Genomic DNA, 24093 nt, shown 5'->3' on the forward strand with positions numbered 1-24093 from the left:
GGATGTGCGTCCCGGGAACGCGTTCCCGGGACGCGTCGGCAGCGGGGCCCGAACCGGTCGGGCCGGCACGGTCGCGCGGCGTGGACCTCGTCTCCGGCGCGGGACTGGACGCGGCGCCGGCAGGCGCGGAGGCGGCCGTCGACGTGAGCAACAGGACGGCCCTCGGCCGTGGCAGGGCGGTCGCGTGCTTCGGCGCGGTCAGCCGCAACCTGCTGGACGGTGAAGGGCGGGCAGGTGCCCTGGACGGTGCTCCGCGCCACGCGGTTCCACGAATTCGTGCTCCGCACCTCCAGCAGATGCCGAAGCCGCTCGCCGTGGTCCCCCGGATGAACACCCGGCCGGTGGCGGCGCGGGAGGTGGCGCGCCACTTGGTGGAACTGGTGCCCGCTCGCGGGTGGAGCAACTGGTCGACCTGGTGCGCAGGGCCAGCTGCCCGCCGGTCCGGGGCCCCGGTCGAGTGGGTCGCCCGCACTGTCACGCGGGAAACATGACAGGAACCCGCCCCTGGGCGCCCTGCCCACGCCCTCGCTCACCACCCGGTCCACAGCAGATGGTTGACGAGCAGGGCTACGACCGCCTGGGCGGCCGACCAGCGGCGCCTGTCGATGTCGGGCAGCAGAGCGGCGGCGGGCATCAGCCAGACGACGAACGGCTGCCAGATGCGTTCCGTCTCCGCCTTGCTCATCCCGGACAGATCCGCGGCGGCGATGGCCAGGAGCGCGGCCAGGATGAGAAGCGCCAGTCGCTGAGCGCCCGTCGTGGTGCCCGGACGCAGTCCGCGTACGGCGGCGGGGGCGGACACCGCCGCACGGCGCAGACCGGCGACGGTGGCGAGTCCCGCGGCGAGTGTGGTGCAGGCGAGGTTCGCCCAGACCCAGTAGGAGTAGGGTCGGGTCCCGCCCGCGCCCTGGTAGTAGCGCTCGACGAGCAGATGGTAGGCCTCCCACCAGTTGAAGCCCGCCAGGGTGAAGGCGACGGGGACGACCAGTGCGCCGAGCGCGAGTGGGCCGAGCGGGCGTGCCGTCCGGCTCAGCACCAGGACGGCTGCCAGCAGGACCACGATGAGCGTCAGGCCGTAGCTGAGGTAGCAGGTCAGCCCGAACAGCAGTCCGGAGCCCAGCGCGGCGGCTGCCGGGCGCCGGGCCGTGCGGGTCGCGGCGAGGGCCAGCAGTGCCACGGACCACGCCGCGACGGCGGTGAAGTAGCCGTCCGCCGAGGTGCCGGTCCAGATGGCGAAGGGGGCGAGGACGAGGAACGGAGCGGCGCGCCGCGCGAGGTGTTCCCCCGTCAGGGCGCGCAGCGCGACCATGACGGCCACAGCGGCCGAGCCGCCGAGCACGATGCACCACATGCCCGCCCAGGCGCCGCCCCCGAGTCCCGCGCGGTCCAGGCCGACGAAGGTGAGCGTGGCGCCCGGCGGGTGGCCCGCGACGTGGGCGGGCCAGTTGCCCGGTGGACCGATCACGATGTGGTCGGTGAAACCGCGCAGGGCGGCGCCGATGTCGTCGAAGCGGTCGATCACTCGCAGGTATTCGTGCTTGGTGGTCAGCCTGCGCGCGACCCCCCGGTACCAGCCCTCGATGAGGGCGAGCGAGAGGATCCACGCCACCGAGCCGGCCCAGCAGGTGAGCAGCAGCCGACGCCAGGGGAGCCCGGCCGCGAGCCGTGGCCCGTACGCGACGACCGCCACCGCCACCGCTACGGCGGCCGGGGTGCCGGGCCCGAGATGCGGATCCCAGGAGGCCAGGAGGGGCGGCCAGTGGACCTGCAGGCTGCCGTCGCCCTCCTGGATCACCCATCCGACCGCCATGGCCAGGGCCACCAGCAGGATTCCCGCCACGGCCGCCGTCAGGTCCTTACGGCGGCCGGCGGGTCCGACGGTGGGGTCGTGCACTGCGGGTTCGAAGGGCCGGATGCGGTCACTGCGTTCCTCGGTCGTCACGCAGGCACGCTACGCATCAGGGGGGCGGGGCGGGCGGTGCGACGCCGCCGCGTCACACAACCGTCAGATCCTGCGGCGGGTGATCCACCCCCGCACCGCCGACGTCAGACTTTCGTCAGGAGTCGCACGCCCCTGGGAGCGGCGTCTCCGGCATAACGTCGGAACATGCGCGACAGACGCCGGCGAACCGGTGCACACCTCCCCTCCCCCGGGCTTCCTCTTCCCACCGAGCCCGTCTTCTGGCGCAGCCCCGTGCGCGGGGTCAGATTCACGGCCGTACTCGGCCTGGTGCTCCTCGCCGGCATCACCCTGCTGTTCGTCACGGGCCTTCTGTCGTACGCGGCGTACAACCCGGATCTCGCGGCCGTGAACGACAAGACACCGGGCAAGGGATGGCTGGGCTTCTATCTGTTCGACTGGCCCACCGGGCCTCACTGGCTGTACCGGCTGACCCAGGGGATCCACGTCACCCTCGGCATCGTTCTCGCGCCCGTGCTCCTGGCCAAGCTGTGGTCGGTGGTCCCGAAGCTCTTCGCGCTGCCGCCGGCGCGGTCGGCCGGGCATGCCCTGGAGCGCCTGTCGCTGCTGCTGCTCGTGGGCGGGGCTCTCTTCGAATTCGTCACGGGACTGCTCAACATCCAGTTGGAGTACCTGTTCCCCGGGTCGTTCTATCCCCTGCACTTCTACGGAGCGTGGGTCTTCTTCGCCGCGTTCCTCGCCCATACCTGCCTCAAGCTCCCCCGGGCGCTACGGGTCCTGCGCCACGGTCTCCCCACGGCGGAGAGCGACGAACTCGCCTCGCCGCGTCCCGCTCCGCCGACCGTCTCCCGGCGCGGCGCCCTCGCCGTAGTGGGGGCGGGGTCGCTGCTCCTTCTGGTGACCTCCGCCGGCCGGAGCTTCGACGGCGGGCTGCGGCGGACCGCCCTGCTGACCCCGCGCGGCGGCGCCGAGCCCGGCCCGGGGCCCAATGGCTTCCAGATCAACAAGACGGCCGCGAAGGTGGGCATCGCTCCGGCCGCGACGGGGGAACGCTGGCGGCTCACCGTCGTCGGGCCGGCCGGGGAGATCCGGCTGTCCCGGGCGGAGCTCCTGGCCATGGAGCAGCACAGCGCGGCGCTGCCCATCGCCTGCGTGGAGGGCTGGTCGACATCCGATCAGTGGTGGCGCGGGGTCCCTCTGCGCGGCCTGGCCGCGCTCGCCGGCTTCCCGGACGGCCCGCCGGGGGTGCTGGTGGAGTCCCTCCAGCGCAGCGGGCCGTTCCGGAGAGTGGCGCTCAGGGACAACCAGGTGCGCGACCCGCGCTCACTGCTTGCGCTGGGCGTCAACGGTGAGCCCCTGTCACCGGATCACGGGTATCCGGCGCGCGTCATCGTGCCGGCCGCCCCTGGCGTGATGAATACCAAATGGGTGAGCCGCCTGACGTTCGGAGAGCTGTGATGCGGGTTCTGCGCCGCTGGTACGGGGAGGGGCCGCTGCACCTGTTGCTGATGGTCTCGTCGTTCGCCCTCGCCGGATACGCGGGGGTGCGGCTGCTCGACGGGGACACACTCATGATCCTGGTGTGGTTCCTGGGCGCGGCGTTCGTGCACGACCTGGTGCTGGTGCCGCTGTACTCGGCGGCGGACCGGGCCCTGCGGATCCCCCTCACCCGGCGGCGGGCGCTGGTGAACTTCGTACGTGTACCACTGCTCCTGTCCGGGCTGCTCCTGCTGGTGTGGTTCCCTCTGATCACGCGTCACGCGGAGCGCTACGAGCCCGCGAGCGGAATGTCCCCCGACAGGTTCCTGGGGAACTGGCTGCTGATCACGGCCGCGCTGTTCGCTCTGTCGGCGCTCTGGCTGGTCGTACGGACCGTCCGGGCGCGGCGCAGGGCGAGGAACGGACGGCCGCCGGCCTCCCACTGATCGACGGGCTCCCAGTGCTCCGACCGGGCGTACCCGAGCAGCGCGGACACCCCGGCACGGGCCCAGGGGAAGTGGGGCGCCGCGCCGGCGTGCCCCCGGCCGTCGTCGATGCGTACCTGGACCTGCTCGTCCACGTCATGGGGTGCGGCCTCCGTGATGAGCAGTCCCCCTGGCGCCAGCACGGCGGCGACCCGGCGGAGCAGGGCCCGGGGGTCACCCCCGATCCCGATGTTTCCGTCGATGAGCAGAGCCGTGCCCCAGCGGCCTTCCCCGGGCAGCGGCTCGAACACGCTGCGGCGGAGCGCCGATCCTCCGATCCGCTGGGTGCGCCCGATGGCGGCCTCGCTCACATCGATGCCCAGCGCGCGGTGTCCGCGCGCGGCCAGCGCCGCCACCAGTCGTCCTGGTCCGCATCCGATGTCGATGACCGGCCCCTCGCTCCGGCGGAGCGCCGACAGGTCGGCGGCGTCGGCGTCCGCGCACCAGCGTTCGATGTCCAGCGGCAGGAGCCAACCGTCCTTCCGCCGGAGGAAGAGCGGGCCGCGGCCCCGGGTCAGCGCTCGCGCGTACGGATCGGCCGCCCAGGGGGCGGGGGACGGGCCTGCCGGCGGCAGCACCGTGCTCATCGGACCGCCGCCCCGCCCAGCCGGGTGAGGGCCTGGGCGAACCGGCCGTGGGGCGCGGAGGCGGCGACGTGCAGCGCGTCCTCGGCGGTGTCCACGTCGCGCAGTGGCGGCAGGTCCCGCACGGTGAGGCCCGCGCCGGTCAGGCGCGCCCGCTGGATCTCGCCCGTCTCGGGGCGGGACATCGGCACGCCCCGTACGAGGCCGGGGTCGGGCGCTGCCAGGCCCAGAGCCCAGAAGCCGCCGTCCTCGGCCGGGCCGAACCAGGCGTCGCAGCCGTCCCAGCCGCCCGGGGAGAGCGCGGGTGCCAGCAGGGACGGGGTGATCTGCGGGGTGTCCATCCCGATGAGGAGGGCCGGCCCGGTACAGGTACCGAACGCCGCCGCGATGCGCTCGTCCAGAGCGCCCGCGCTCTGCGGCAGCACGTCGTAGCCCTGTGGCAGCCAGGGGCCGGGGCGCCCTTCGAGAACCAGCACCCGTCGCAGGGCGGGCAGGGTGAGCACGGTCCGCAGGGTGTCTTCGAGGGCCGCGGCGGCGAGCTCCGCGGCCTCGCCCGGGCTGAACGGCGGCGTGAGCCGGGTCTTGACCCGGCCGGGAACCGGCTCCTTGGCGATGACCAGCAGCGTCGTCGCCCCGGCAGGTGGCGTCCGCCCGCTCATCGGGACACCTCCGCCCCGACGCTCCGCAGGGCCGGCGGCTGAGGCTGCCGCAACACAGCACGCATGTCCCGTACCGCGTGCCAGGTGCCCCGCCACGTGCCGGTGACCTTGGATTTCCCTGTCCGGGGCAGGTACGGCACATCCGTCTCGGCGACGCGCAGTCCGGCGTCCGAGGCGCGCACCACCATCTGCAGCGGGTAGCCGCTGCGACGGTCCGTCAGGTCGAGTGCCAGCAGCGCCTCCCGGCGCACCGCCCGCAGCGGGCCGAGGTCGTGCAGCCGGAGGCCGGTACGGCGACGGAGCATGCCGGACAGGGCGATGTTGCCCAGTCTGGCGTGCAGGGGCCAGGCGCCGCGGACCGTGGGACGGCGCCGGCCGAGGAGGAGGTCGCTCTCCCCCTCCGCGATCCGCCGGACGAATCCGGGGAGCAGCGCCGGGTCGAGCGAGCCGTCGCAGTCGCAGAAGCAGACGTACTCCGCCTCGGCGGCGAGCAGCCCGGCGTGGCAGGCGGAGCCGAAGCCGCGGCGCGGTTCGTGCACGACGGTCGCGCCGAGCGAGCGGGCGACGGCCGCCGAGCCGTCGGTGGATCCGTTGTCGACGACGATGGCCCGCCACCCTTCGGGAACGCGGGCCAGTACCCGGGGCAGGGCCTCGGCCTCGTCGAGGCAGGGCAGGACGATGTCGGCTCGGATGGGGTCGGCGAGATCCGCCGGTGCAGAGTCGGTCACGTCGATCACCCTACGGAGCAGAATCCGGCATTTCGGTCTTCGGGTTCTTACGAAACGTGGACGTCGACCGTGTGGCGGCCGGGGGCCGTCCGGATGGGCGGCCGGTGATGCCACAGTGGGCACCATGCAGAACATCTCCTCCCCTCCGGACCGCCGTGCCGAGTCACCGGCCGGCGGCGGGAACGGCGTGTCGCTCGGCCGGGTCCTCGTCGTGGACGACGATCCGACGGTCGCGGAGGTCGCCGCGGGGTATCTGGGACGCGCGGGCTACGACGTCGAGCGGGCGGGCGACGGCCCGGCGGCACTGGAACGCTTCGCGGCTCTGCGGCCCGATCTGGTGGTGCTCGACCTGATGCTGCCCGGCATGGACGGCTTCGAGGTGTGCCGCCGTATGCGCGCGCAGGGGCGTGTGCCCGTCATCATGCTCACCGCGCGAGGGGACGAGGACGACAGGATCCTCGGCCTGGAGACCGGCGCGGACGACTACGTGACCAAGCCGTTCAGCCCGCGTGAGCTCGTGCTGCGTGTGGACGCGGTGCTTCGCCGGGGGCAGCGGGCGGAGACGTCCTCGCCGACCCGGCTGGGCGGTGCCGGGCTCTGCCTGGAGCCGCTCGCCCGCCGGGCGACCCGTGACGGGAGGGATCTCGCTCTCACACTCAGGGAGTTCGATCTGCTCGCGTTCTTCCTGAGCCACCCTGGACAGGCCTTCGCCCGTGAGGAGCTGATGCGGGAGGTCTGGGGCTGGGACTTCGGCGACCTGTCGACGGTGACGGTCCATGTGCGCCGGCTGCGCGGCAAGGTCGAGAGCGACCCCGCCCGTCCCACTCTGATCCAGACGGTCTGGGGCGTCGGTTACCGCATGGATCTGCCGGTCGACGACGCTCCGGGGTACTGAGCCCATGACCGACCTCCTGCTCATCGCCCTTCTCGCCTTTCTCGGCGCCGCCGCGGCCGGGCTGCTGGGCGCCCTGGCCCTGCGGCTGCTCCGGCACCGCCCCCTGGCGGTCTCCCTGACCGTCGTCGCCGCGGTGGCCGTGACGGCGATGCTCGCCGGGACCCTGACCGTGGCCTGGGCGATGTTCCTCTCCCCGCACGACCTGACGGTGGTGACGACCGTCGTCGCCATGGCCGCCGCCGTGTCCCTCGCGACAGCGATGCTGCTGGGCCGCTGGGTGGCCGCCAGGAGCCGGGACCTCACGCTGGCCGCCCGCGACTTCGGCGAAGGGGGGACGTTCGCGGCCCCGGAGGGGCAGGCCACCGCGGAACTCGCCGCGCTCACCCGTGAACTGGCGGCGACGAGCGCGAAGCTCGAAAGCTCCCGGGAGCGCGAGCGCGCCCTCGAACGATCGCGCCGGGAGCTCGTCGCCTGGATCTCGCACGATCTCCGGACCCCGCTGACCGGGCTGCGCGCCATGTCCGAGGCCCTGGAGGACGGCATGGCCCCGGACTCCGGCCGCTACCTGCGGCAGATGCGCAGGGAGGTGGAGCGCATGAACGACATGGTCGGTGATCTCTTCGAACTCTCCCGGATCCACGCCGGGTCGCTCACGCTGGCCCCCACCCGGGTGTCCGCCCACGACCTGGTCGGTGACGCGCTCGCCGGGGCCCATCCGCTGGCCCGTGAACACGGGGTACGCCTCATCGGCGACCGGGTGGACGCCGTGCCCGTGGAGGTCGACAGCAAGGAGATGAGCCGGGTCCTGGGCAACCTTCTGATCAACGCGATCCGGCGCACCCCCGCCGACGGAACGGTCGCGGTGGCCGCGCAGCGCTCGCCCGACGGTCTCGTGCTCTCGGTGACCGACGGGTGCGGCGGGATTCCCGAGGAGGACCTTGCGCGCGTGTTCGATACGGGGTGGAGGGGGAGCCCGGCCCGTACGCCGCCTGCGGGGGCGGGCCTCGGACTCGCCATCGTCCGTGGGATCGTCGAGGCACATTCCGGCCGTGCGGCCGTACGGAACGTGGCCGGTGGCTGCTGCTTCGAGGTCACCCTTCCTGCCGCATCGGGCTGAGCCGCCCCTTGCCATGTGTCACCGGCCCCCCTGCGCCCGCAGCGGCGCCGTGGCGAATTCCCGCATCCCCTCGCCGAATTCCGTCTCCGGCTTCCAGCCGAGCTCTTCGCGGAGGCGGCGCGAATCCGCGGTCACATGGCGGACGTCCCCGAGCCGGTACTCACCGGTGACGACGGGGGCGGGGCCGCCGTGGGCCGCGGAGAGCGCGCGGGCCATCTCGCCGATGGTGTGCGGTGTACCACTTCCCGTGTTGTAGGTGTCGAAGGTGCCCGGCTCCCGCTCCCCCAGAGCCGCGAGGGCCACGGCGTTGGCCGCCGCCACGTCCCGTACGTGCACGAAGTCGCGCCGCTGGCCGCCGTCCTCGAACACCCGGGGGGCCTCGCCCCGGGCCAGGGCCGAACGGAAGAAGGACGCGACACCGGCGTAAGGGGTGTCCCTCGGCATCCCCGGGCCGTACACGTTGTGGTAGCGCAGCGCGACGGCCCGCCCGCCCGTGGCGCGTGTCCAGGCGGCGGCGAGGTGTTCCTGTGCGAGCTTCGTCGCCGCGTAGACGTTACGGGGGTCGCCGGCCGCCTGCTCCGTGACCAGGCCGGGGACCAGTTCCGCGCCGCAGGCCGGACAGCGCGGCTCGAACCGTCCGGCGTCGAGGTCGGCGACGGCCCTGGGGCCCGGCCTGACGGAGCCGTGCCGGGGGCAGTCGTAACGGCCTTCGCCGTAGACCACCATCGAGCCGGCGAGCACCAGGTCCCGGACCCCGGCCGCCGCCATCCCGGCGAGCAGCACGGCGGTGCCGAGGTCGTTGCACCCGACGTACTCCGGGGCGTCGGCGAAGTCCTTGCCGAGGCCGACCATCGCCGCCTGGTGGCAGACGGCGTCGACCCCGGACAGCGCTCCGGCCACCGCATCCCGGTCGCGTACGTCCGCGACAATCGTCCGGACACCAGGCGACAGGGGGTGGCCGGCCGCGGGGGGCCCGGACCCGGCCGGTCCGTGGGCGGAGGGCAGCAGTGCGTCGAGGATCACCGGCTCGTGCCCGCCGGAGGCGAGAGTCCGGACGATGTACGACCCGATGAACCCGGCTCCGCCGGTGACCAGTACACGCATGGCCGCCACGCTAGGCCGCCGGGAGACGGGAAGGGCGGTGCGGCACGCCCGCGTCACCGGACCGTAAGACCCCGGGTGGCGGGCGACGCGCGGACGGCCGCGACGACTCGGTGGCACGTCCCTCCGACGCGTCGCTTCCCGATCACTCGCGTCTCTTCGATACTGGGTGCCGTACACACCTGACCGGTGGACCGGATTCACGCCGACGGCCGGCCGGTATCACCGGCCCGCCGTCGCTCTCCCCAGGAGGAACCGTTGCGCATGCTCATCAACGTGCCGGAGACCGTCGTCGCGGACGGACTCCGGGGAATGGCCGCCGCCCATCCGGAACTCGTCGTGGACCCCGAGAACCGTCTCGTGGTCCGGCGCGACGCCCCGGTGGCCGGGAAGGTGGGGCTCGTGTCCGGCGGCGGGTCCGGGCACGAGCCGCTGCACGCGGGGTTCGTCGGGCCCGGGATGCTGTCGGCTGCGTGTCCCGGGGAGATCTTCACCTCGCCGGTGCCCGATCAGATGGTGCGGGCGGCCGCCGCGGTCGACAGCGGTGCGGGCGTGCTGTTCGTCGTGAAGAACTACACGGGGGACGTACTGAACTTCGACATGGCCGCGGAGCTCGCCGAGGACGAGGGCGTCCAGGTGGCCCGGGTCCTCGTCGACGACGACGTGGCGGTGTCCGACAGCACCTTCACCGCGGGCCGGCGGGGCACCGGGGCGACGCTGTTCGTCGAGAAGCTCGCCGGCGCCCTCGCCGACGAGGGCGCGCCGCTGGAGCGGGTGGAGTCCATGGCCCGGCGGGTGAACGAGTCCTCGCGGAGCTTCGGGGTGGCGCTCAGCTCCGTCACCACACCGGCGAAGGGCACGCCGACCTTCGATCTACCTCCGGGCGAACTGGAGTTGGGGATCGGCATCCACGGGGAGCCCGGCCGGGAACGCCGCCCGATGATGACCTCCGGGGAGATCGCCGACGTCGCGGTCCACGCCGTGCTGGAGGATCTGCGTCCCAGCGGCCCCGTGCTGGTACTGGTCAACGGGATGGGCGCGACACCGCTGCTGGAGCTGTACGGGTTCAATGCCGAGGTACAGCGGGTGCTGTCGGAGCGGGGCGTGGCGGTGGCTCGTACCCTGGTGGGCAACTACGTGACGTCGCTCGACATGGCAGGCTGTTCGGTGACGCTCTGCCAGGTGGACGAGGAGATGGTGCGGCTCTGGGACGCACCGGTACAGACGCCCGCGCTCCGCTGGGGCCGGTGAACGGACTTTCCGCCGTGTGTGAGGAACAGGAGATCTTGTGCTCGACACCGATTTCTTCCGTCGCTGGATGGCCGCCACCGCGGCTGCCGTCGACCGTGAGTCGGACCGGCTGACCGAGCTCGACGCCGCGATCGGGGACGCCGATCACGGCAGCAACATGCGGCGCGGTTTCGCGGCGGTGAGCGACGTCCTGGACAAGGAGGCCCCCGCGGCGCCCGGGGCGGTGCTGACCCTGGCCGGCCGTCATCTGATCTCCACGGTCGGCGGGGCGTCGGGGCCGCTGTACGGGACTCTCCTGCGCCGCACCGGGAAGACGCTGGGCGACGCGACGGAGGTGACTCCGGCTCAGCTGGCGGAGGCCCTCGGGGCGGGCGTCGCCGCGGTGGCCCAGCTCGGCGGGGCACAGGCGGGCGACAAGACGATGCTCGACGCGCTGCTCCCGGCCGTCGAGGTGCTGGGCTCCTCGTTCGAGGAGGCCCGCGACGCGGCGCTGGCCGGTGCTCTGGCGACCGTGCCGCTCCGGGCGCACAAGGGCAGGGCCAGCTATCTGGGCGAGCGCAGCATCGGGCACCAGGATCCGGGGGCCGCCTCGGCCGCGCTGCTCGTCGGGGCGCTCGTCGAGGCCGCGGAACCGAGCGCCGGGGGCGCCGCATGAGCGACGAGCAGCAGGTCGGGATCGTTCTCGTCTCGCACAGCGGACCGGTGGCGGAGGCCGTCGTCGAGCTGGCCAGGGGGCTTGCCGCCGGTGGCGCGACGGCACCGATGGCGGCGGCCGGGGGCACCTCGGCCGGCGGCCTCGGGACGAGTTCGGAGCTGATCGCCGAGGCGGCGAGGACGGTCGACAGGGGTGCCGGGGTCGCGCTGCTCGTGGACCTCGGGAGCGCGGTGCTCACCGTGAAGTCCATGCTGGCGGAGGGCGACGAACTGCCCGACGGGGCACGGCTGGTGGACGCGCCGTTCGTGGAGGGGGCGGTCGCCGCGCTGGTGACGGCGTCGGCGGGGGGCGACCTCGACACCGTGGAGGCGGCGGCCACGGACGCGTACGGCTACCGGAAGGCATGAGTAAAGCTGCGCCGGCGCCCCCGTAGGGAGGAGCGCCGGCGCAGGTCTGCCGGCAGCTGTACTCACGTCACTGTGCGGGACGCGCCGTCGACCGCTCGGCGCCGGCGGTGTCGACGGTCGAGGAGAAGGCGGTGACGGCGAGGCCGGCTCCGCCCTGCCACGGCTCGAACCCGGCCTGGACGCTGGTGAGATACCAGGAAGGCTGCGCCATGCCCCGGGTTACGGTCTCGTCGACGAAGTCCATGACGTCGAAGCTCCAGCTCGCGATCGCGGACGGGGCCACGAACGAGATCACGTCGTTGCCGCCGTTGTTACCCGTCCACACCTCCCAGTCACGTCCGGCGACCGTGGCGGACCCGGCCCGCGCGCCCACCGGCTGGACGGGTCCCATCCGGTTGAACCAGATCATGATCTCGGTGCGGTTGACGCCGTCCGTACGGGGCGTGGGGTCGAGCCAGATGTCGTACGCGGCGTCGTAGACCGCGTTGTCGACGTACTTGTACGTGATGCTGGTCGGCGCGGCGCTGACCGAGCTGAGCTGGGCCGGAAGCTTCGTCCCGGGTGAACAGTTCGTGTAGTGGCAGCCGTTGAAGACGGAGGGGTACGACTTCGGCGCCCCGTCGGTCGGCACCGAGCCCTCGGCCCGGGTCACGTCGAAGCCGTTCGCCGTCACGTTGACGCACTGCTCCTCGGCGATGCCCCAGCGGTTGTTCTGCACCACGTACCGGCCTTGGACGACGGCCGAACCGTACTGCTCGCAGAGCAGGGTGTCGGCGTGCGCGGGTGCGGTCGCGGTGGCGAGGGCCGCGCACGAGGCCAGCGCCACGCATGACGCGCCGGCTCTGGTGCTCATGGACCGGAGAAAGCGGATGGGGCTCTTCATGATGTCCCTTCGGTAGGGCCGAGGCGCCTGGGGCGACCCGGCAGGGCCAGACTGGGAGCGCTCCCACTCCATTCCAGCGTGGAACCTATGGGGCTGGTGTGATTCCACGCAAGGCTCGGTCACCACCAAATGCCAACACCCGCGCGCGCCGGAACACCACAGGGAAACACCGCACGGCTCCCGGGCCAGGTCCGGGAGCCGTGCGGTGGCGTGGAGCTCGACGGGCGTCAGGCGGCGGGCGCCACCGCCCCGGCCGCGATCCGGATCTGCACCTGCCGGGAGACGCCGTTGACGGTCACGGCGAGCGTGACGGCACCCGGCCGGAGTGCGGTGAGCGTGCCCGTGGCGGGGTCCAGCGTCGCGATGTGGCGTGGGCGGGCGCCGTCCGCGTCCCCGACGCGGACGTTCGGCGAACCGGTCCAGTCCGCGCTGAGGGGGAAGGCCACCGGCACGGTCCGCGTGCCCTGGGTGACGTGCGCACTCACCTTCGTCCGCTCCCCCGCGACGACCGCGGAGGGGGCGTCCAGGGTCAGTTCGTCCACATGGGCACGGGTCTGCGCGGAGACCCAGTCGGGTCCGCCACGCCACGGCCGGTGGCGCGCCGCCGACTGTTCGCCGGGCGAGACACGGTCGGCGCCGATCAGGGACCAGCCGGTGAAGCCGCCCTCGTCCGCGGGGCCAGCGGGCGACTTGCCGGAGTTCCCGTTGACCAGGTACGGGACGCCGTCCACGTGCGAGGCGTGGAAGACCCCGACGTGGCTGCCGATGAGGGCGGCCCCCTTCCCGGTCGTACGACGGAAGTCCGCGAGCCACCGTTCGACGAGGGCGGCTTCCTTGCGGTCGCTCAGCTGGCTTCCCTTCTGCACGGTCGGGTCGCGCGGGGGCACGTGCTCGATCAGCATCACGGAGCCCACGGACCGGTCCTTCGCCGCCGCGTCCAGCTGTGCGCGCACCTCCTTGATCTGGGCGAAGCCGCCGCCGCGCAGGCTGAGACCCGACGTGTCGAGCGTGAGGACCCGGGTGCCCTCGTGGTCGAACGTCCGCCGGGCCGGGCCGAATTGCGCGATGAAGTTGTCGATCTTCCCGCCCATCACCTCGTGGTTGCCCGGCACGTAGTACCAGGGCAACGAGTCGCCGAGCTCCTCGTCGAGAATCTGGCGTGCGAAGGCGAGGTCGGCGGGTGCCCCCTCGTCGACGAGGTCGCCGTTGACGACCAGGAAGTCGGGCCGCGCCGCCTTGATCTCGCGCAGGGTGCGACGGGCCTGCTGGACGATGGCGCTGTCCGGTTCGCGCGCGACGAACTGGGCGTCCGACATCACGGCGAACTGCCAGTCCCGGGCTTCGGTGACTGCGGCGGGGTCGATCAACGGGTCGGCCGGTCGCGGCGGTTCGGGCAGCTCGACGGTGGGCGGCACCTGAGCGGTCAGGCCGTCGATGACGATCTCGCCGGTGTACTGCTTGGCCGCGGCGGTCTCCGCGAGGTAGAAGCGGGACACGGACAGCGGCATCGCGGCGCCGGCCGGTACGGCGAAGGTGACCTGCCGCCAGCCGGTCCAGGTGATGTACGGGCCCCGCAGCAGCTGGTCGGAGCCTGCGGCGTCCTTGAGGTGCAGGGTCGGCCAGGCGCCGTTGCCGTCCCCCTTGATCCAGAGTGTGTACGCCTGCGGCTGGCCCGGCACGACGACCGGCTGCGGCGGAGCGGCGTAGGCGGCGCGTGTCGCCGTGGAGCGGGTGAAGTCGTAGGTGAGCCGGAGGCCGGTGCCGGTGTGCCCGTCCGGTGTCGCGGCGAGCGAGCCCTCGGCGCGAGCCTGGCTGAACTTCCAGTCCCCGGCGTCCTCGAAGTCCGACACGGTCTGCTCCGTGAGGCCGACGCTCACCGCGAGGACCGTGCTGACGCCCGCCACGGTGGCCTTGATCCGCCCCGCTCCGGAGCCGGTGAGTGACCTCACGGTGAAGGACCCGCGGCCGTCGTCGTCGACGGCGAAGAGCGTGTGGTCGTAGTCGAGGGTGATGTCTCCCGGCTCGACGGGAGCACTCGTGCCGTGGGCGTCGAGTCCTACGATGCCGAAGACACCGGTGGCGTCCTTGTCCGCCAGGCCGACACGCTCGGTGGTGGAACGGATTCGGGCCAGCCGGTCGAGGACGGTGATCCGGGTCGCACCGTGGGCGCCCGCCCGTTCCGCCCGGACGTCGGTCGTGCCGCCGCGGCGTGCGGTGAACGTGCCCCGGGCGTCGACGCTGCCGACCGCCCCGTCGACGGCACGCCAGCGCGGCGCGCCCGCTGCGGGTCCGTACGTCTCGTCGTAACCGGCCGCGGTGAGCTGCCGGGTCAGGCCGGGGAAGACCCGCTCGGGGTGGCCGCCGGCGACCGGGTCGTCGCCGGGGGCGGCACCGGCCGGCGTACGGGTCTCGACCCAGAATCCTTCGAGTCGGCCGCTGCCGTCGGGGGCCGTCAGGGCGAGACCGTTGGGGACGGTGCGCTCACTGCCGTCGGACGGGCTGTTCTCCACCTGGAGCGTGTCGCTGCCCGGCTCGCGGGCGACGAGTGTGGATGAACCTCCGCCGTCGAGGTTCAGAGCGCTGTACGAGCCTGCCCTGCGCATCATCTCGCCCAGCTCGGTGAGAGTGACACCGCCGCTGTCGGTCTGACGGCCGTCGACGGTGATGACCTGCATGGTCCGGCCGTCCTCGGAGAACCCGACAGCGGTGCGGGGCGCCGCGGCGTTGTTGCCCCCGCCGTCGTGGTTCTGCGCCGCCCCGTCGACGACGAGCAGCTCCCGGCCTCCGACGGCGGTGCGCGGCACAGCTCCGCCGTCGGTGCGTGCCCGGTATGTGATGCCGGCCGGGTCGCCGGGCTCCAGCGCGGTCAGCAGGGCGGCCCCGGCCTCACGGCCGACGAGGACCACCGTGTCCTCGGGCACGGGCCCCGATCCCGGGGTGTCCGACACGGAGACGACCTTGCCGTCGCGCACGGCCACTTCGGCGACGGGCCGCGCGTCGTCGACGGTCAGCGCGCGGTCGGCGCTGCCCCAGGCGGAGGTGTAGGCACCCACGCCCTGGGCCGGCACGTTCGCGGCGTTGTACGCGGCGAGTGGGTGCGCTCCCGAGGGGAGGGTCAGCGTGCCGTCGAAGTACAGCTCCAGGATCCGGCCCGCGTTCTGCGGCCCGATGCCCACCGCGCGGTTGACGCCCGGGGCCGGGGAGTGGACCGTCCGGCCGTCCTGGATCCCGGGGCCCTGGGGCGCTCCGGTCTGGTTGATGTCGAAGAAGTCCGCGTTGATCGCGGCGACGGTACGGCGGCCCGGCCCCGGATCGTGCCCGGCCGCCAGCTCGGAGACCGCACGCCGGTCCGCGACCTTGCCCGAGGAGAGGTAGTCGGCGCGCACTCCGCTGCCGTCCAGGTCGACGGAGAGGGTGTCGACCCGCAGCCACTTGTCGGACTCGAGGCGGTCGTAGGAGCTCAGCCGTACGCCGGGGGCGACGGGGCGGGAGGCACGGGCGGTCTCGATGCCGTCGCCGTCCACGACGGATCTCGCTTCGCCGGACGGGCCGCTCGCGGGCGGTGGCGCGACGGGTCTGAGGATCTCGGCGGTGGTGTGCGGGCGGGGGTCCGGGGTGGAGTCGGCTGCCGCGGGTGCGACGACCCCGAGCGCCGTCGCCGCCACGGTCGCCAGCAGCACGAACGGCCGCAGGGCGCTGCGGAAGGTGCCAAGGCCCACAAATCCTCCTGGTGCAGAGCGGATTACGCGTGGAAAGCGCTGTCGGCGGACAGCATGACTGCGCCCGGTGGGACGCACCAGAGGGCAACGGGGACATCAGGAGGAACAGGACGCGGCGAAGGGGTGACCCCGGGTGGTCCCGGGCCGCGCCCCCTGCGGGTCCCTGGACCGGTGGCCTTCCGCCCCACCGCCCCGCACACTTGACGACATGTCGACAGTCAAGCGCAGCGCAGGACTTCTGCTCTTCCGGATCGTCACCGGCGACGACGGCCGGGCGGACGCCGAGGTCCTGATCGGCCATATGGGCGGACCGTTCTGGGCCCGTCGCGAGTCGGCGGCCTGGTCCATCCCCAAGGGTGAGTACGGACCCGACGAGGAGCCCGCCGCCGCGGCGCGCCGGGAGTTCGAGGAGGAACTCGGACTGCCCCTCCCCGACGGCGCCTGGGTACCGCTGGGCGAGACTCGCCAGTCCGGCGGCAAGACCGTGACCGTATGGGCCGTGGAGGCCCAGCTGGACCCTGACGAGGCGACCCCGGGCACGTTCACCATGGAGTGGCCCAGGGGGTCCGGTGTGCTGCGGCAGTTCCCGGAGATGGACAGATTCGCCTGGTGCGCATCGGACGACGCCCTCGAACGGCTGGTGGCGGGCCAGCGGGTCTTCGTCGAGCGGTTGCGCGCCCACGTACGCGAGGGCCGCGCCCGCAGAGGCGTGACATAGCGGGCCGGAGGGGCTTCTGGCGGTCAGCGGACCTGTTGACCGGCGGCGCGCAGGTGAGCGATGCCCGCGTCGAGGGCGGCCTCCAGGTGCGTGGAGGCACCCGTGGTCATCAGGATCAGCACGCCGCCCTGGATGCCGGCCAGCAGGGCCGCCGCCTCCCGGTCGGCGTCCAGGCCAGGGGCGGTCCCGCCCTCGGCCTGCAGATGGCGGATACCCGCGGCGAGCTGCCGCTGCCACCGGTCGAGCAGCTCACCGGCCACGGCCTCGGTGGCCTCCGTGGCCCCGCCGACCTGGGCGAGAGCGGTGTGCAGGGGGCAGTCACTGCCCTGGGTGCGGTAGCGCGCGAGGACCTTCTCGCGCCACCGGTCCCAGGCGTCCCAGGACGTGAGGGAGCCGAGCTCCGGTTGCTGGTCCTCGATCACCCGGTCCGCCTCGTGCCGGGCCACGGCCAGGAGCAGGTCGTCCTTCCCGCCGGGGAAGTAGTGGAAGAGCTGGCTCTTGCTGGTCGCGGTGCGGGCCATGACGTCCTCCAGCCTCACCGCGAACACCCCCTGCTCGCGGATCTGCTCGGCGGCGCCCTCGATGATGCGCTGCCTGGTCGCGGCGCCCTTGCGGGTCAACGGCACGTGTCCTCCCGATGCGGATCGGTGACCCGTCAAGGGCCGGTGGGGCGGTCAGGGCAGCAGTAGCAGTTTGCCGGTGGTGCGGCGCGATTCGAGGTCCGCGTGGGCGCGGGCCGCGTCGGCGAGCGGGTAGCGGCCGGTGACCAGCGGGGTGAGCCGCCCGTCCATGAGCAGGTCGAACACCTCGCCGGTACGTCGCACCAGAGCATCACGGGTGGCGACGTGGTGATGTACGACGGGGTAGGTCAGCAGGATGCTGTCGGGCAGATCGGTGGGCCTCAGGGTCGGTACGCCCATGAAGGGACCGTAATAGGCGTGTACGCCGTGCGGTCGCAGGGTGAGCTGGGAGGAGCGAAAGGTGTCCGCACCGCCGCCGTCGTAGACGACATCGGCACCGCGGCCGCCGGCCAGCTCCCGGATCCGACTCTCGAAACCTCCGCCGGTGTGGACCAGGACGTGGTCGGCGCCCGCTTCCCTCGCGACGGGAGCCTTGTCCTCACGGGAGACCAGCCCGATGACGTTCCCGCCGCGCGCCTTGATCATCTGGGTGAGCAGCCGGCCGACCCCGCCCGCCGCCGCGTGCACCACGGCCACGTCACCCGGACCGACCGGATAGGTCTCGGTGCTCAGGTGGCTGGCGGTCAGGCCCTGCATCATCACGGCTGCGGCCGTCTCGTCGTCGATGCCATCGACCACCTTGACCAGCGAGTACGCCGGGACGGCGAGCAACTCGGCGTAGCTGCCCGGATGGTAGAACCACGCCACCCGGTCACCGACGGCGAAGTCCCGCACGCCATCGCCGAGAGCCTCGACGTACCCCATCCCCTCGACACCGAGGACCGCCGGGGCCGCCCAGCCCGGCCCGCCCTCGGCGCGGGCGCCGACGTCCATGTAGTTCACGCCGGCCGCGCCCAGGCGCACCAGTACTTCGCCGGTTCCGGGGACCGGGTCGGGCAGTTCGGTCCAGCGCATGACCTCGGGGCCGCCGTGCTCCTCGATGCGGATCGCGTGCATGGATGACACCTTCCTGTGTGGGCTCGTCGCCCGGTGGCAACACTCAGCACGTTAGGGAGCCGAAAATGGACCGGCAAGTCCAGGAAATGTCAGTGCGGACGCGAGGCGCCGCACGTCCGGTTCATTGACGGGGAGTCGGGCTCTGGCTAGCTTCAAGGACACGCGCCGACCCGACTCCCTGGCGCGCGCCCGTCTCGTCGCGCCGCCAGTCCCCCACGTCCGATCGGCTCGGGAGCCTCGATGAACCTCAGCAGAACTGCCCTCGGCGCCTTCGCCGTCGTCATGACAACGTTATCCATCGGGATGGCCGCACCGGCGCCCGCCTCGGCGGCTCCCGCTGAGCTGTGCAACAAGTACTGCGACGCCCGGGATCCGGGCCTGAGCCCTCAGGACCGGCAACCGGTGACGGCCGCACTCTCGGGCCGCTCGGTGGTGCTGCACTTCGACGACACCGACGCCATGGGCTGGGCGTCCATCGACGACGGCGCCGCGGGCGACGAGGTGTGGCTCGACCGCAGCTTCGACGGCGGCCGCACCTGGGCCGACGGCAGCCGGCTCGGCGACACGACGGTCCCCTCCGGCCGGAGCGGCTGGCGGACCCAGATGTACAACGTGGACGACTGGAACACCCAGGGTGTCGGAGCCCTGCGGGCCTGCGGGCAGGCGGCCGGTGCCATCGCATGCACACCGTGGGCGCGGACCACCTGGAACGCCGGCGACCGGCGGACCGCGGCGGCCACCGCGCTGATGATGTCGTACGACCGCACCACCAAGCTGTTCGGCGGGAACGGGTGGTGGACCGGCGCCAACGCACTGACGGCGATCATCGACAACGCCCGGATCACCGGCATGGGCAGCTACACGTACGCCATCGCCCAGACGTACGACAAGAACATCGAGGCGCAGGGCGGGCAGTTCAGGAACGAGTACCTGGACGACACCGGCTGGTGGGGCCTGGCATGGGTCGCGGCGTACGACCTGACCGGCGACAGCCGCTACCTCGACACCGCCCGCGCCGACGCCGACCACATGTGGGCCAACTGGAACGGCACCTGCGGCGGCGGAGTGCGGTGGAACACCGAGGGCAACTACAAGAACGCGATCACCAACGAGCTGTTCCTCCAGCTCACCGCCGCCCTCCACAACCGCATCCCCGGCGACACCGCGTATCTGGACCGGGCGAGGAGTGAGTGGTCGTGGTTCCGGAACAGCGGCATGATCAACAGCGACAGCATGATCAACGACGGTCTCGGCGACGCGTGCGCCAACAACGGCCAGCCGACGTGGACGTACAACCAGGGGGTGATACTCGGTGGTCTGACCGAGCTGTACCGGGCCACCGGCGACTCCACCCTGCTGACCACCGCCCGCACCCTGGCAGACGCCTCCACCGTACGCCTGCAGACCGACGGGGTCCCGCGCGAGCCGAGCGAGAGCGACGCCTGCACCGATGACGGCGCCAGCTTCAAGGGTGCCTACGTCCGCGGTCTGGGCCGGCTCAACACCCAACTCGGCGACCACCCGTACACCGGGACTCTGACGAGCTGGGCGAACACCGCCCACGCCCGTGACCGCAACCCCCTCGACCAGTACGGACCGCACTGGGCCGGCGGTTCGGGCACCACGGGCCACGGCTGCCAGCAGAGTGCTCTCGACCTCCTCAATGCGGCCGGCTGACGGTTCGCGCCCGGTGCCGGGCGGCCGGGCTTCCCGACCTGATCGCTGACGCCGGGATGCGGGCGATTTCGTGAGTGCATCGCGCCGGCCGGCTCACCGCTCGCCCGGGGGCACGCTCATCGCCAGGAGCGCGGTGTCGTCGTCGAGTCCCGCGCCGAACGAGTCCAGCAGTCCGGTGAGCGCCTCGACGGCACCGGGAGCCGAGGTGGGTGCGAGGGACCGTGCGAAGTCCAGGAGTGCTTCGTCGCCGTAGCGCTCACCCGGGTGCCGGGTACGGGCCTCTGTCAGACCGTCGGTGTAGAGCAGCAGGGTGTCACCGGGGCGCAGGTCCAGGGTGGCGGTGGTGAACTGCGCGTCCGGTACGACTCCGACGAGCTGGCCACCCGGGGTGGGCAGGTAGTCGGCGCTGCCGTCGGCCCGGAGCAGCACGGCTGGAGGGTGGCCACCGCCGGCCAGGACGACATGGAATCCGGTGTCGTTCTCCTCGGGTGTGAGCAGGCCGAAGATCACGGTGCAGAAGAGTGGTTCGTCCTCCTGGACCTGGTGGTTGAGCGCGGTGTTGAGGTTGGCCAGGACCCTGGCCGGTTCGGGATCGGAGACAGCCGCGGCTCGAAGGGTGTACCGCGCCAACGACGTCACCACGGCCGCGTCCGCGCCCTTGCCGCGCACGTCCCCCATGAAGAACCCCCAGCCTCCGGCGGCGAGCGGGAACAGATCGTAGAAGTCCCCGCCCACCTCGTCGGGGGATGCGAAGTGGTAATGCGCGGCCGCTTCCATGCCTGGGACCGGTTCGATGGCCGGCGGGATCAGGGTGCGCTGCAGGGTGGTGGCGAGACGTTGCAGGCGTTCGCGGTCGTGCTCGGCCTCCTGCCGGGCCCGCAGGAGCTCACGCTCGTAGGTACGCCTGTCCCGGGCGTCCAGGAGGGTGGTGCGGATCAGCAGTGGTTCGCCGTCTCCGTCCCGCTTGACGGTGGAGGTGGCCAGGACGGGCAGCCGAGTGCCGTCCGCGGCCTTGAGTTCCAGGGCGACGCCGTTGACCTCGCCCTGCATCCGCAGCAGCGGTGAGAAGTGCGTCTCGTGGTACAGCCTGCCGCCGATGGTCAGCAGGTCGGAGAAGAATTTGTGGCCGACCAGGTCCTCGCGGCGGTGGCCGAGCCATTTCAGCAGCGTTCCGTTGACCTTGGCGATCCGCCCGTCCATCAGTGTGGAGAGGTAGCCGCACGGCGCGTTCTCGTACAGGTCCTCCACGCTGTCCTCCAGCAGAGCGGAGAACGCCGGCAAGGTCTGGTCACGGTCCTCCGCCGGCCACGGTCCGTCGGTCCCGTCGCCGCCCGGGTGCACGGTCACGACCCCTGCACGAAGGCGATGATCGCCTCGGCGGTCTCCTCGGGGGCGCTCAGCTGGGGGCAGTGGCCCGTCGAGTCCAGAGTGACCAGCTCACTGCCGGGGATCTGCGCGTGGACGAAGGCGCCCACCTCACGCGGGGCGATCGTGTCGCGCGCGCTCTCGGCGATGAGTGTCGGAACGGTCACCTCGGGGAGATCCGCCCGGTTGTCGGACAGGAAGGTGGCTCTCGCGAAGACACGGGCGATCTCGGGATCCGTTCGGCAGAAGCTGTTGGTCAGCTCCTCCCCCAGTTCGGGGCGCTCCGGGTTTCCCATGATCACCGGTGCCATGGTCGCGGACCAGCCCAGGTAGTTGCTGTCCAGTGACTCGAGCAGCTCGTCGATGTCCTGCTCGCTGAATCCGCCCCGGTAGTCGCCGTCGTCGATGTACGACGGCGAGGGGGTGAGGAGGACCAGTTTCTCGAAGAGCCCGGGCTCCTGCACGGCGGCGAGCACACCGATCATGGAACTGACCGAATGCCCGACGAAGGTCACCGGCCCGAGGCCGAGCTCCTGGCAGATCTCGATGACATCCTGCGCATAACCGTCCAGGGTGGAGTACCGCTCGGGGCTCCAGGCCGACGCATCGGAGCGCCCCGCCCCCACATGATCGAAGAGAACCACCTGGAAGCGCTTCTCCAGTGCGGGCGCGACGAGACGCCAGAGATTCTGATCGCAGCCGAAACCATGGGCGAGCATCACCACCGGGCCGCTCTCCCGGCCTGTCACCCGTACCCGGTTCCTCTTCCGCACGTCCATACGAACATCCTGACACCCCCTGCACCTCACGGCCTGGTCTGCCGGGCGAACGCCGCCCACCGGTGCGGATCACGATGCGCGGTGGCGGGCAGGCGGTGTCCGTCGAGCGTCTGCGTACCTACGTGCGCGAGCAGCTCACCCCCTCCGAGGCGTGGATTCCTGGGTCCGTCACCGCGCGGCCCGACCGGAGTTCGAGGCGTTCGCCGGTGAAGCGGCCGCGGAAGCTCCGGTCGTGCGAGACGACCACGACCGCTCCCGCGTACCGGCCGATCGCGGCCTCCAGCTCCTCGACCAGGTCGAGCGCGATGTGGTTCGTCGGCTCGTCCAGGATCAGCAGGTCCGCCGGGCGGGTCACCAGCCGTGCCAGGGCGAGCCTGCGCTGCTGCCCGATGGAGAGGGCCGCCACGGGCACGGTCAGGTCCTCCGGACGGAACAGGCCGAGGGCCAGGAGCTCGTCCGCGTACTCGTCGGCGAACCCCGGCCGGCCGGCGGCGAAGGTGGCGAGCAGGGTGCGGCGGGTCGGCCTCGTGGGGAGTTCCTGCGGGAGGTAGCCGATCCTGCCCCGCCGTCGGACCGCGCCGGTGTCCGGCGCGAGGTCTCCGGCCAGGACGCGCAGAAGTGTGGACTTCCCCGCGCCGTTGGGCCCGGTGACCAGGAGCCGCCGGCCCGGCTCGACGCGCAGGGAGGGCAGGTCCAGCCGATCGCCGACGAGGACCGCGTCCAGCTCAACCAGGGGCGATGCTCTGCCGTCCCCGTCCGCCGGGGAGCCGTCCCCACCGGCGAGAGCGAGGTCGGCGGTGAAGCGCAGCGGCCGGGGAGGCGCCGGGACGGGCGAGCGGCGCAGCACTTCGAGGCGGGTCCTGGCGGACCTGACCTGGCCCGACAGCTTGGCCTCGTGCGATCTGCGGTGCTTGCCGAAGCCCTGCCCGGGGTCCTTGCCTGTCCCGGCGAGCCGCTGGCCGGCCGCGCTCACGAGCTCTTCGGTGCGGGCCAGTTCGGCGAGCCACTCCTGGTGCTCCTGGGCCCAACGGCGGCGCGCGGCAGCCTTCGCCCTGCGGTAACCGTCCCACCCGTCGCCGTACCGGGAGACGCTCCGCAGGTCGCGGTCGACCTCCAGGATGACGGTGGTGATCCGCTCCAGGAACGCCCGGTCGTGGGTGACGGCGACCACGGTGCCGCGGTGGGCGCGGAGGTGGTCCTCCAGCCAGGCGACGGCGGCCGCGTCGAGGTGGTTGGTGGGCTCGTCGAGGAGCAGGAGTTCCGGTGCCGCGGCCAGCACGCAGGCCAAGGCCAGCCTGGACTGTTCACCGCCGGAGAGCGTCCCCAGCGCGCGGCCCCGGGGCAGGCGGCCCAGCCCGAGGCCGTGCAGTGCCGCGTCCGTCCTGGCGTCCGCCTGGTATCCGCCGCGTTCCTCGTACGCCGTCAGCAGGTCCCCGTACGCGGCGAGCTGCGCGTCGGTGGGGTCCCCTTCGGACATCTGCTCCTCCGCCGTGCGGATCCGCCGCTCAAGGGCACGGAGAGCCGCGAGGGCCCCGTCGACGGCGTCCTGGACCGTGCTGCGGGGGTCGAGGGTGAGGACCTGGGCGAGATACCCGGTGCCGCCGGGGAAGCTGACGGTGACGTCACCGCTGTCCGGGGTCTCGGCTCCGGCCATCAGGCGGAGCAGGGTGGACTTCCCGGAACCGTTCTCGCCGATGACACCGGCCTTCTCCCCGGGCCGGACGGTGAGGGACACGAGGTCGAGGACGGACCGGTCGCCGTACGCCTTCGAGACGTCGGTCATGGCCAGTTGGGCGCGGAGGTGCTGAAGAGACATGGGTTCTTTCCCTGAAATGACAGGTCCTCGACAGCGCGCACATCGACGTCACGGACGTCACGGACGGAAGCGCGCATGTGGGACAGGGTGTCGGACAGCGGAGAGGACGGCGGCCGATGGCGTGACCGGATGGGTCACGCGGCGACGGTCAGCGTCGCGCGGCGGCGTCCTGGCCGGGAATCAGAGAAAGAAGTAGTACGAACCCATGGCACCCATT

The 24093-nt window shown here is 72.5% G+C and carries 20 protein-coding genes and 1 pseudogene; 9 read left to right on the forward strand and 12 right to left on the reverse strand.

Annotated features, from left to right (window positions below; translation table 11 throughout):
• Positions 1 to 80 precede the first annotated feature (80 nt).
• Positions 81 to 491: a hypothetical protein gene (locus tag ACIQM3_RS08630; RefSeq protein ID WP_401620716.1), complete on the forward strand. Its 411-nt coding sequence runs from the start codon at positions 81 to 83 to the stop codon at positions 489 to 491.
• A gap of 38 nt (positions 492 to 529) precedes the next feature.
• Here the strand turns inward: ACIQM3_RS08630 and ACIQM3_RS08635 are convergent, their stop codons facing one another.
• Positions 530 to 1942: a hypothetical protein gene (locus ACIQM3_RS08635; protein WP_401620719.1), complete on the reverse strand. Its 1413-nt coding sequence runs from the start codon at positions 1940 to 1942 to the stop codon at positions 530 to 532.
• Between the two features lie 165 nt (positions 1943 to 2107).
• Between ACIQM3_RS08635 and ACIQM3_RS08640 the strand changes: the two genes are divergently transcribed.
• Complete coding sequence (locus ACIQM3_RS08640) at positions 2108 to 3379, forward strand: molybdopterin-dependent oxidoreductase (RefSeq protein WP_401620722.1); 1272 nt, start codon at positions 2108 to 2110, stop codon at positions 3377 to 3379.
• A gap of 310 nt (positions 3380 to 3689) precedes the next feature.
• Here the strand turns inward: ACIQM3_RS08640 and ACIQM3_RS08645 are convergent, their stop codons facing one another.
• From ACIQM3_RS08645 to ACIQM3_RS08655, 3 genes are read right to left on the reverse strand one after another with little or no spacing between them, the layout of a single operon-like run.
• The gene (locus ACIQM3_RS08645) at positions 3690 to 4472 is read right to left on the reverse strand and encodes a class I SAM-dependent methyltransferase (protein ID WP_401620725.1); all 783 of its coding nucleotides are present in this window, start codon (positions 4470 to 4472) and stop codon (positions 3690 to 3692) included.
• Positions 4469 to 5128, reverse strand: coding sequence for a DUF2064 domain-containing protein (locus ACIQM3_RS08650; protein WP_401620728.1), 660 nt, complete (start codon positions 5126 to 5128; stop codon positions 4469 to 4471). Before ACIQM3_RS08650 ends, ACIQM3_RS08645 begins: the two co-directional genes overlap by 4 nt.
• Positions 5125 to 5856, reverse strand: coding sequence for a glycosyltransferase family 2 protein (locus tag ACIQM3_RS08655; protein ID WP_401620730.1), 732 nt, complete (start codon positions 5854 to 5856; stop codon positions 5125 to 5127). Before ACIQM3_RS08655 ends, ACIQM3_RS08650 begins: the two co-directional genes overlap by 4 nt.
• Positions 5857 to 5980: 124 nt before the next feature.
• Here ACIQM3_RS08655 and ACIQM3_RS08660 point away from each other — a divergent pair, with 124 nt between their 5' ends.
• Both ACIQM3_RS08660 and ACIQM3_RS08665 read left to right on the forward strand, forming a co-directional pair.
• Complete coding sequence (locus tag ACIQM3_RS08660; protein ID WP_401620733.1) at positions 5981 to 6751, forward strand: response regulator; 771 nt, start codon at positions 5981 to 5983, stop codon at positions 6749 to 6751.
• Positions 6752 to 6755: 4 nt separating this feature from the next.
• The gene (locus ACIQM3_RS08665; RefSeq protein WP_401620736.1) at positions 6756 to 7868 is read left to right on the forward strand and encodes a sensor histidine kinase; all 1113 of its coding nucleotides are present in this window, start codon (positions 6756 to 6758) and stop codon (positions 7866 to 7868) included.
• An 18-nt stretch (positions 7869 to 7886) separates the two neighbouring features.
• Here the strand turns inward: ACIQM3_RS08665 and ACIQM3_RS08670 are convergent, their stop codons facing one another.
• On the reverse strand, positions 7887 to 8972 hold the full coding sequence (locus ACIQM3_RS08670; RefSeq protein WP_401620739.1) for an NAD-dependent epimerase/dehydratase family protein: 1086 nt from the start codon (positions 8970 to 8972) through the stop codon (positions 7887 to 7889).
• A gap of 255 nt (positions 8973 to 9227) precedes the next feature.
• Here ACIQM3_RS08670 and dhaK point away from each other — a divergent pair, with 255 nt between their 5' ends.
• The 3 genes from dhaK to ACIQM3_RS08685 are packed head-to-tail and all read left to right on the forward strand — an operon-like array spanning position 9228 to position 11282.
• On the forward strand, positions 9228 to 10220 hold the full coding sequence (gene dhaK / locus ACIQM3_RS08675; protein ID WP_401620741.1) for a dihydroxyacetone kinase subunit DhaK: 993 nt from the start codon (positions 9228 to 9230) through the stop codon (positions 10218 to 10220).
• Positions 10221 to 10257: 37 nt separating this feature from the next.
• Positions 10258 to 10875, forward strand: a complete 618-nt coding sequence (gene dhaL, locus ACIQM3_RS08680; RefSeq protein ID WP_401620744.1) for a dihydroxyacetone kinase subunit DhaL — start codon at positions 10258 to 10260, stop codon at positions 10873 to 10875.
• The gene (locus ACIQM3_RS08685; protein WP_401620747.1) at positions 10872 to 11282 is read left to right on the forward strand and encodes a PTS-dependent dihydroxyacetone kinase phosphotransferase subunit DhaM; all 411 of its coding nucleotides are present in this window, start codon (positions 10872 to 10874) and stop codon (positions 11280 to 11282) included. The genes dhaL and ACIQM3_RS08685 overlap by 4 nt, the downstream gene beginning before the upstream one ends.
• A gap of 94 nt (positions 11283 to 11376) precedes the next feature.
• Here the strand turns inward: ACIQM3_RS08685 and ACIQM3_RS08690 are convergent.
• Both ACIQM3_RS08690 and ACIQM3_RS08695 read right to left on the reverse strand, forming a co-directional pair.
• Positions 11377 to 12165: pseudogene (locus ACIQM3_RS08690) on the reverse strand (glycosyl hydrolase family 5); the annotation flags it as partial.
• A 227-nt stretch (positions 12166 to 12392) separates the two neighbouring features.
• Positions 12393 to 15884: a phosphodiester glycosidase family protein gene (locus tag ACIQM3_RS08695; RefSeq protein WP_401620750.1), complete on the reverse strand. Its 3492-nt coding sequence runs from the start codon at positions 15882 to 15884 to the stop codon at positions 12393 to 12395.
• Positions 15885 to 16092: 208 nt separating this feature from the next.
• Here ACIQM3_RS08695 and ACIQM3_RS08700 point away from each other — a divergent pair, with 208 nt between their 5' ends.
• Positions 16093 to 16602 (forward strand): NUDIX domain-containing protein, encoded by a 510-nt coding sequence (locus ACIQM3_RS08700; protein ID WP_401620753.1) that lies wholly within the window; start codon positions 16093 to 16095, stop codon positions 16600 to 16602.
• 23 nt (positions 16603 to 16625) lie between these two features.
• On the opposite strand, the gene ACIQM3_RS08705 is transcribed toward ACIQM3_RS08700, so the two are convergent.
• Together ACIQM3_RS08705 and ACIQM3_RS08710 are read right to left on the reverse strand one after the other, a co-directional pair.
• Positions 16626 to 17228: a TetR/AcrR family transcriptional regulator gene (locus ACIQM3_RS08705; protein WP_401620756.1), complete on the reverse strand. Its 603-nt coding sequence runs from the start codon at positions 17226 to 17228 to the stop codon at positions 16626 to 16628.
• 48 nt (positions 17229 to 17276) lie between these two features.
• Positions 17277 to 18239, reverse strand: a complete 963-nt coding sequence (locus ACIQM3_RS08710; RefSeq protein ID WP_401620759.1) for a quinone oxidoreductase family protein — start codon at positions 18237 to 18239, stop codon at positions 17277 to 17279.
• Between the two features lie 282 nt (positions 18240 to 18521).
• Between ACIQM3_RS08710 and ACIQM3_RS08715 the strand changes: the two genes are divergently transcribed.
• Positions 18522 to 19916: a glycoside hydrolase family 76 protein gene (locus tag ACIQM3_RS08715; protein ID WP_401622359.1), complete on the forward strand. Its 1395-nt coding sequence runs from the start codon at positions 18522 to 18524 to the stop codon at positions 19914 to 19916.
• 93 nt (positions 19917 to 20009) lie between these two features.
• Here ACIQM3_RS08715 and ACIQM3_RS08720 read toward each other — a convergent pair whose 3' ends face one another.
• The 3 genes from ACIQM3_RS08720 to abc-f all read right to left on the reverse strand — a co-directional run bounded on the left by ACIQM3_RS08720 (position 20010) and on the right by abc-f (position 23876).
• Entirely contained in the window at positions 20010 to 21263 is a 1254-nt protein-coding gene (locus tag ACIQM3_RS08720) for a PP2C family protein-serine/threonine phosphatase (protein ID WP_401620762.1), read from the reverse strand.
• Positions 21260 to 22060 carry an alpha/beta fold hydrolase gene (locus ACIQM3_RS08725; protein ID WP_401515793.1) on the reverse strand — a complete coding sequence of 267 codons (801 nt, stop codon included), beginning with the start codon at positions 22058 to 22060 and terminating at the stop codon, positions 21260 to 21262. The genes ACIQM3_RS08720 and ACIQM3_RS08725 overlap by 4 nt, the downstream gene beginning before the upstream one ends.
• A gap of 118 nt (positions 22061 to 22178) precedes the next feature.
• A complete protein-coding gene (abc-f, locus tag ACIQM3_RS08730; RefSeq protein ID WP_401620766.1) occupies positions 22179 to 23876 on the reverse strand; it encodes a ribosomal protection-like ABC-F family protein in 1698 nt (565 codons plus the stop codon).
• Between the last annotated feature and the right edge of the window lie 217 nt (positions 23877 to 24093).

This window comes from Streptomyces sp. NPDC091271, from assembly GCF_044757505.1.
Lineage (GTDB): Bacteria > Actinomycetota > Actinomycetes > Streptomycetales > Streptomycetaceae > Streptomyces.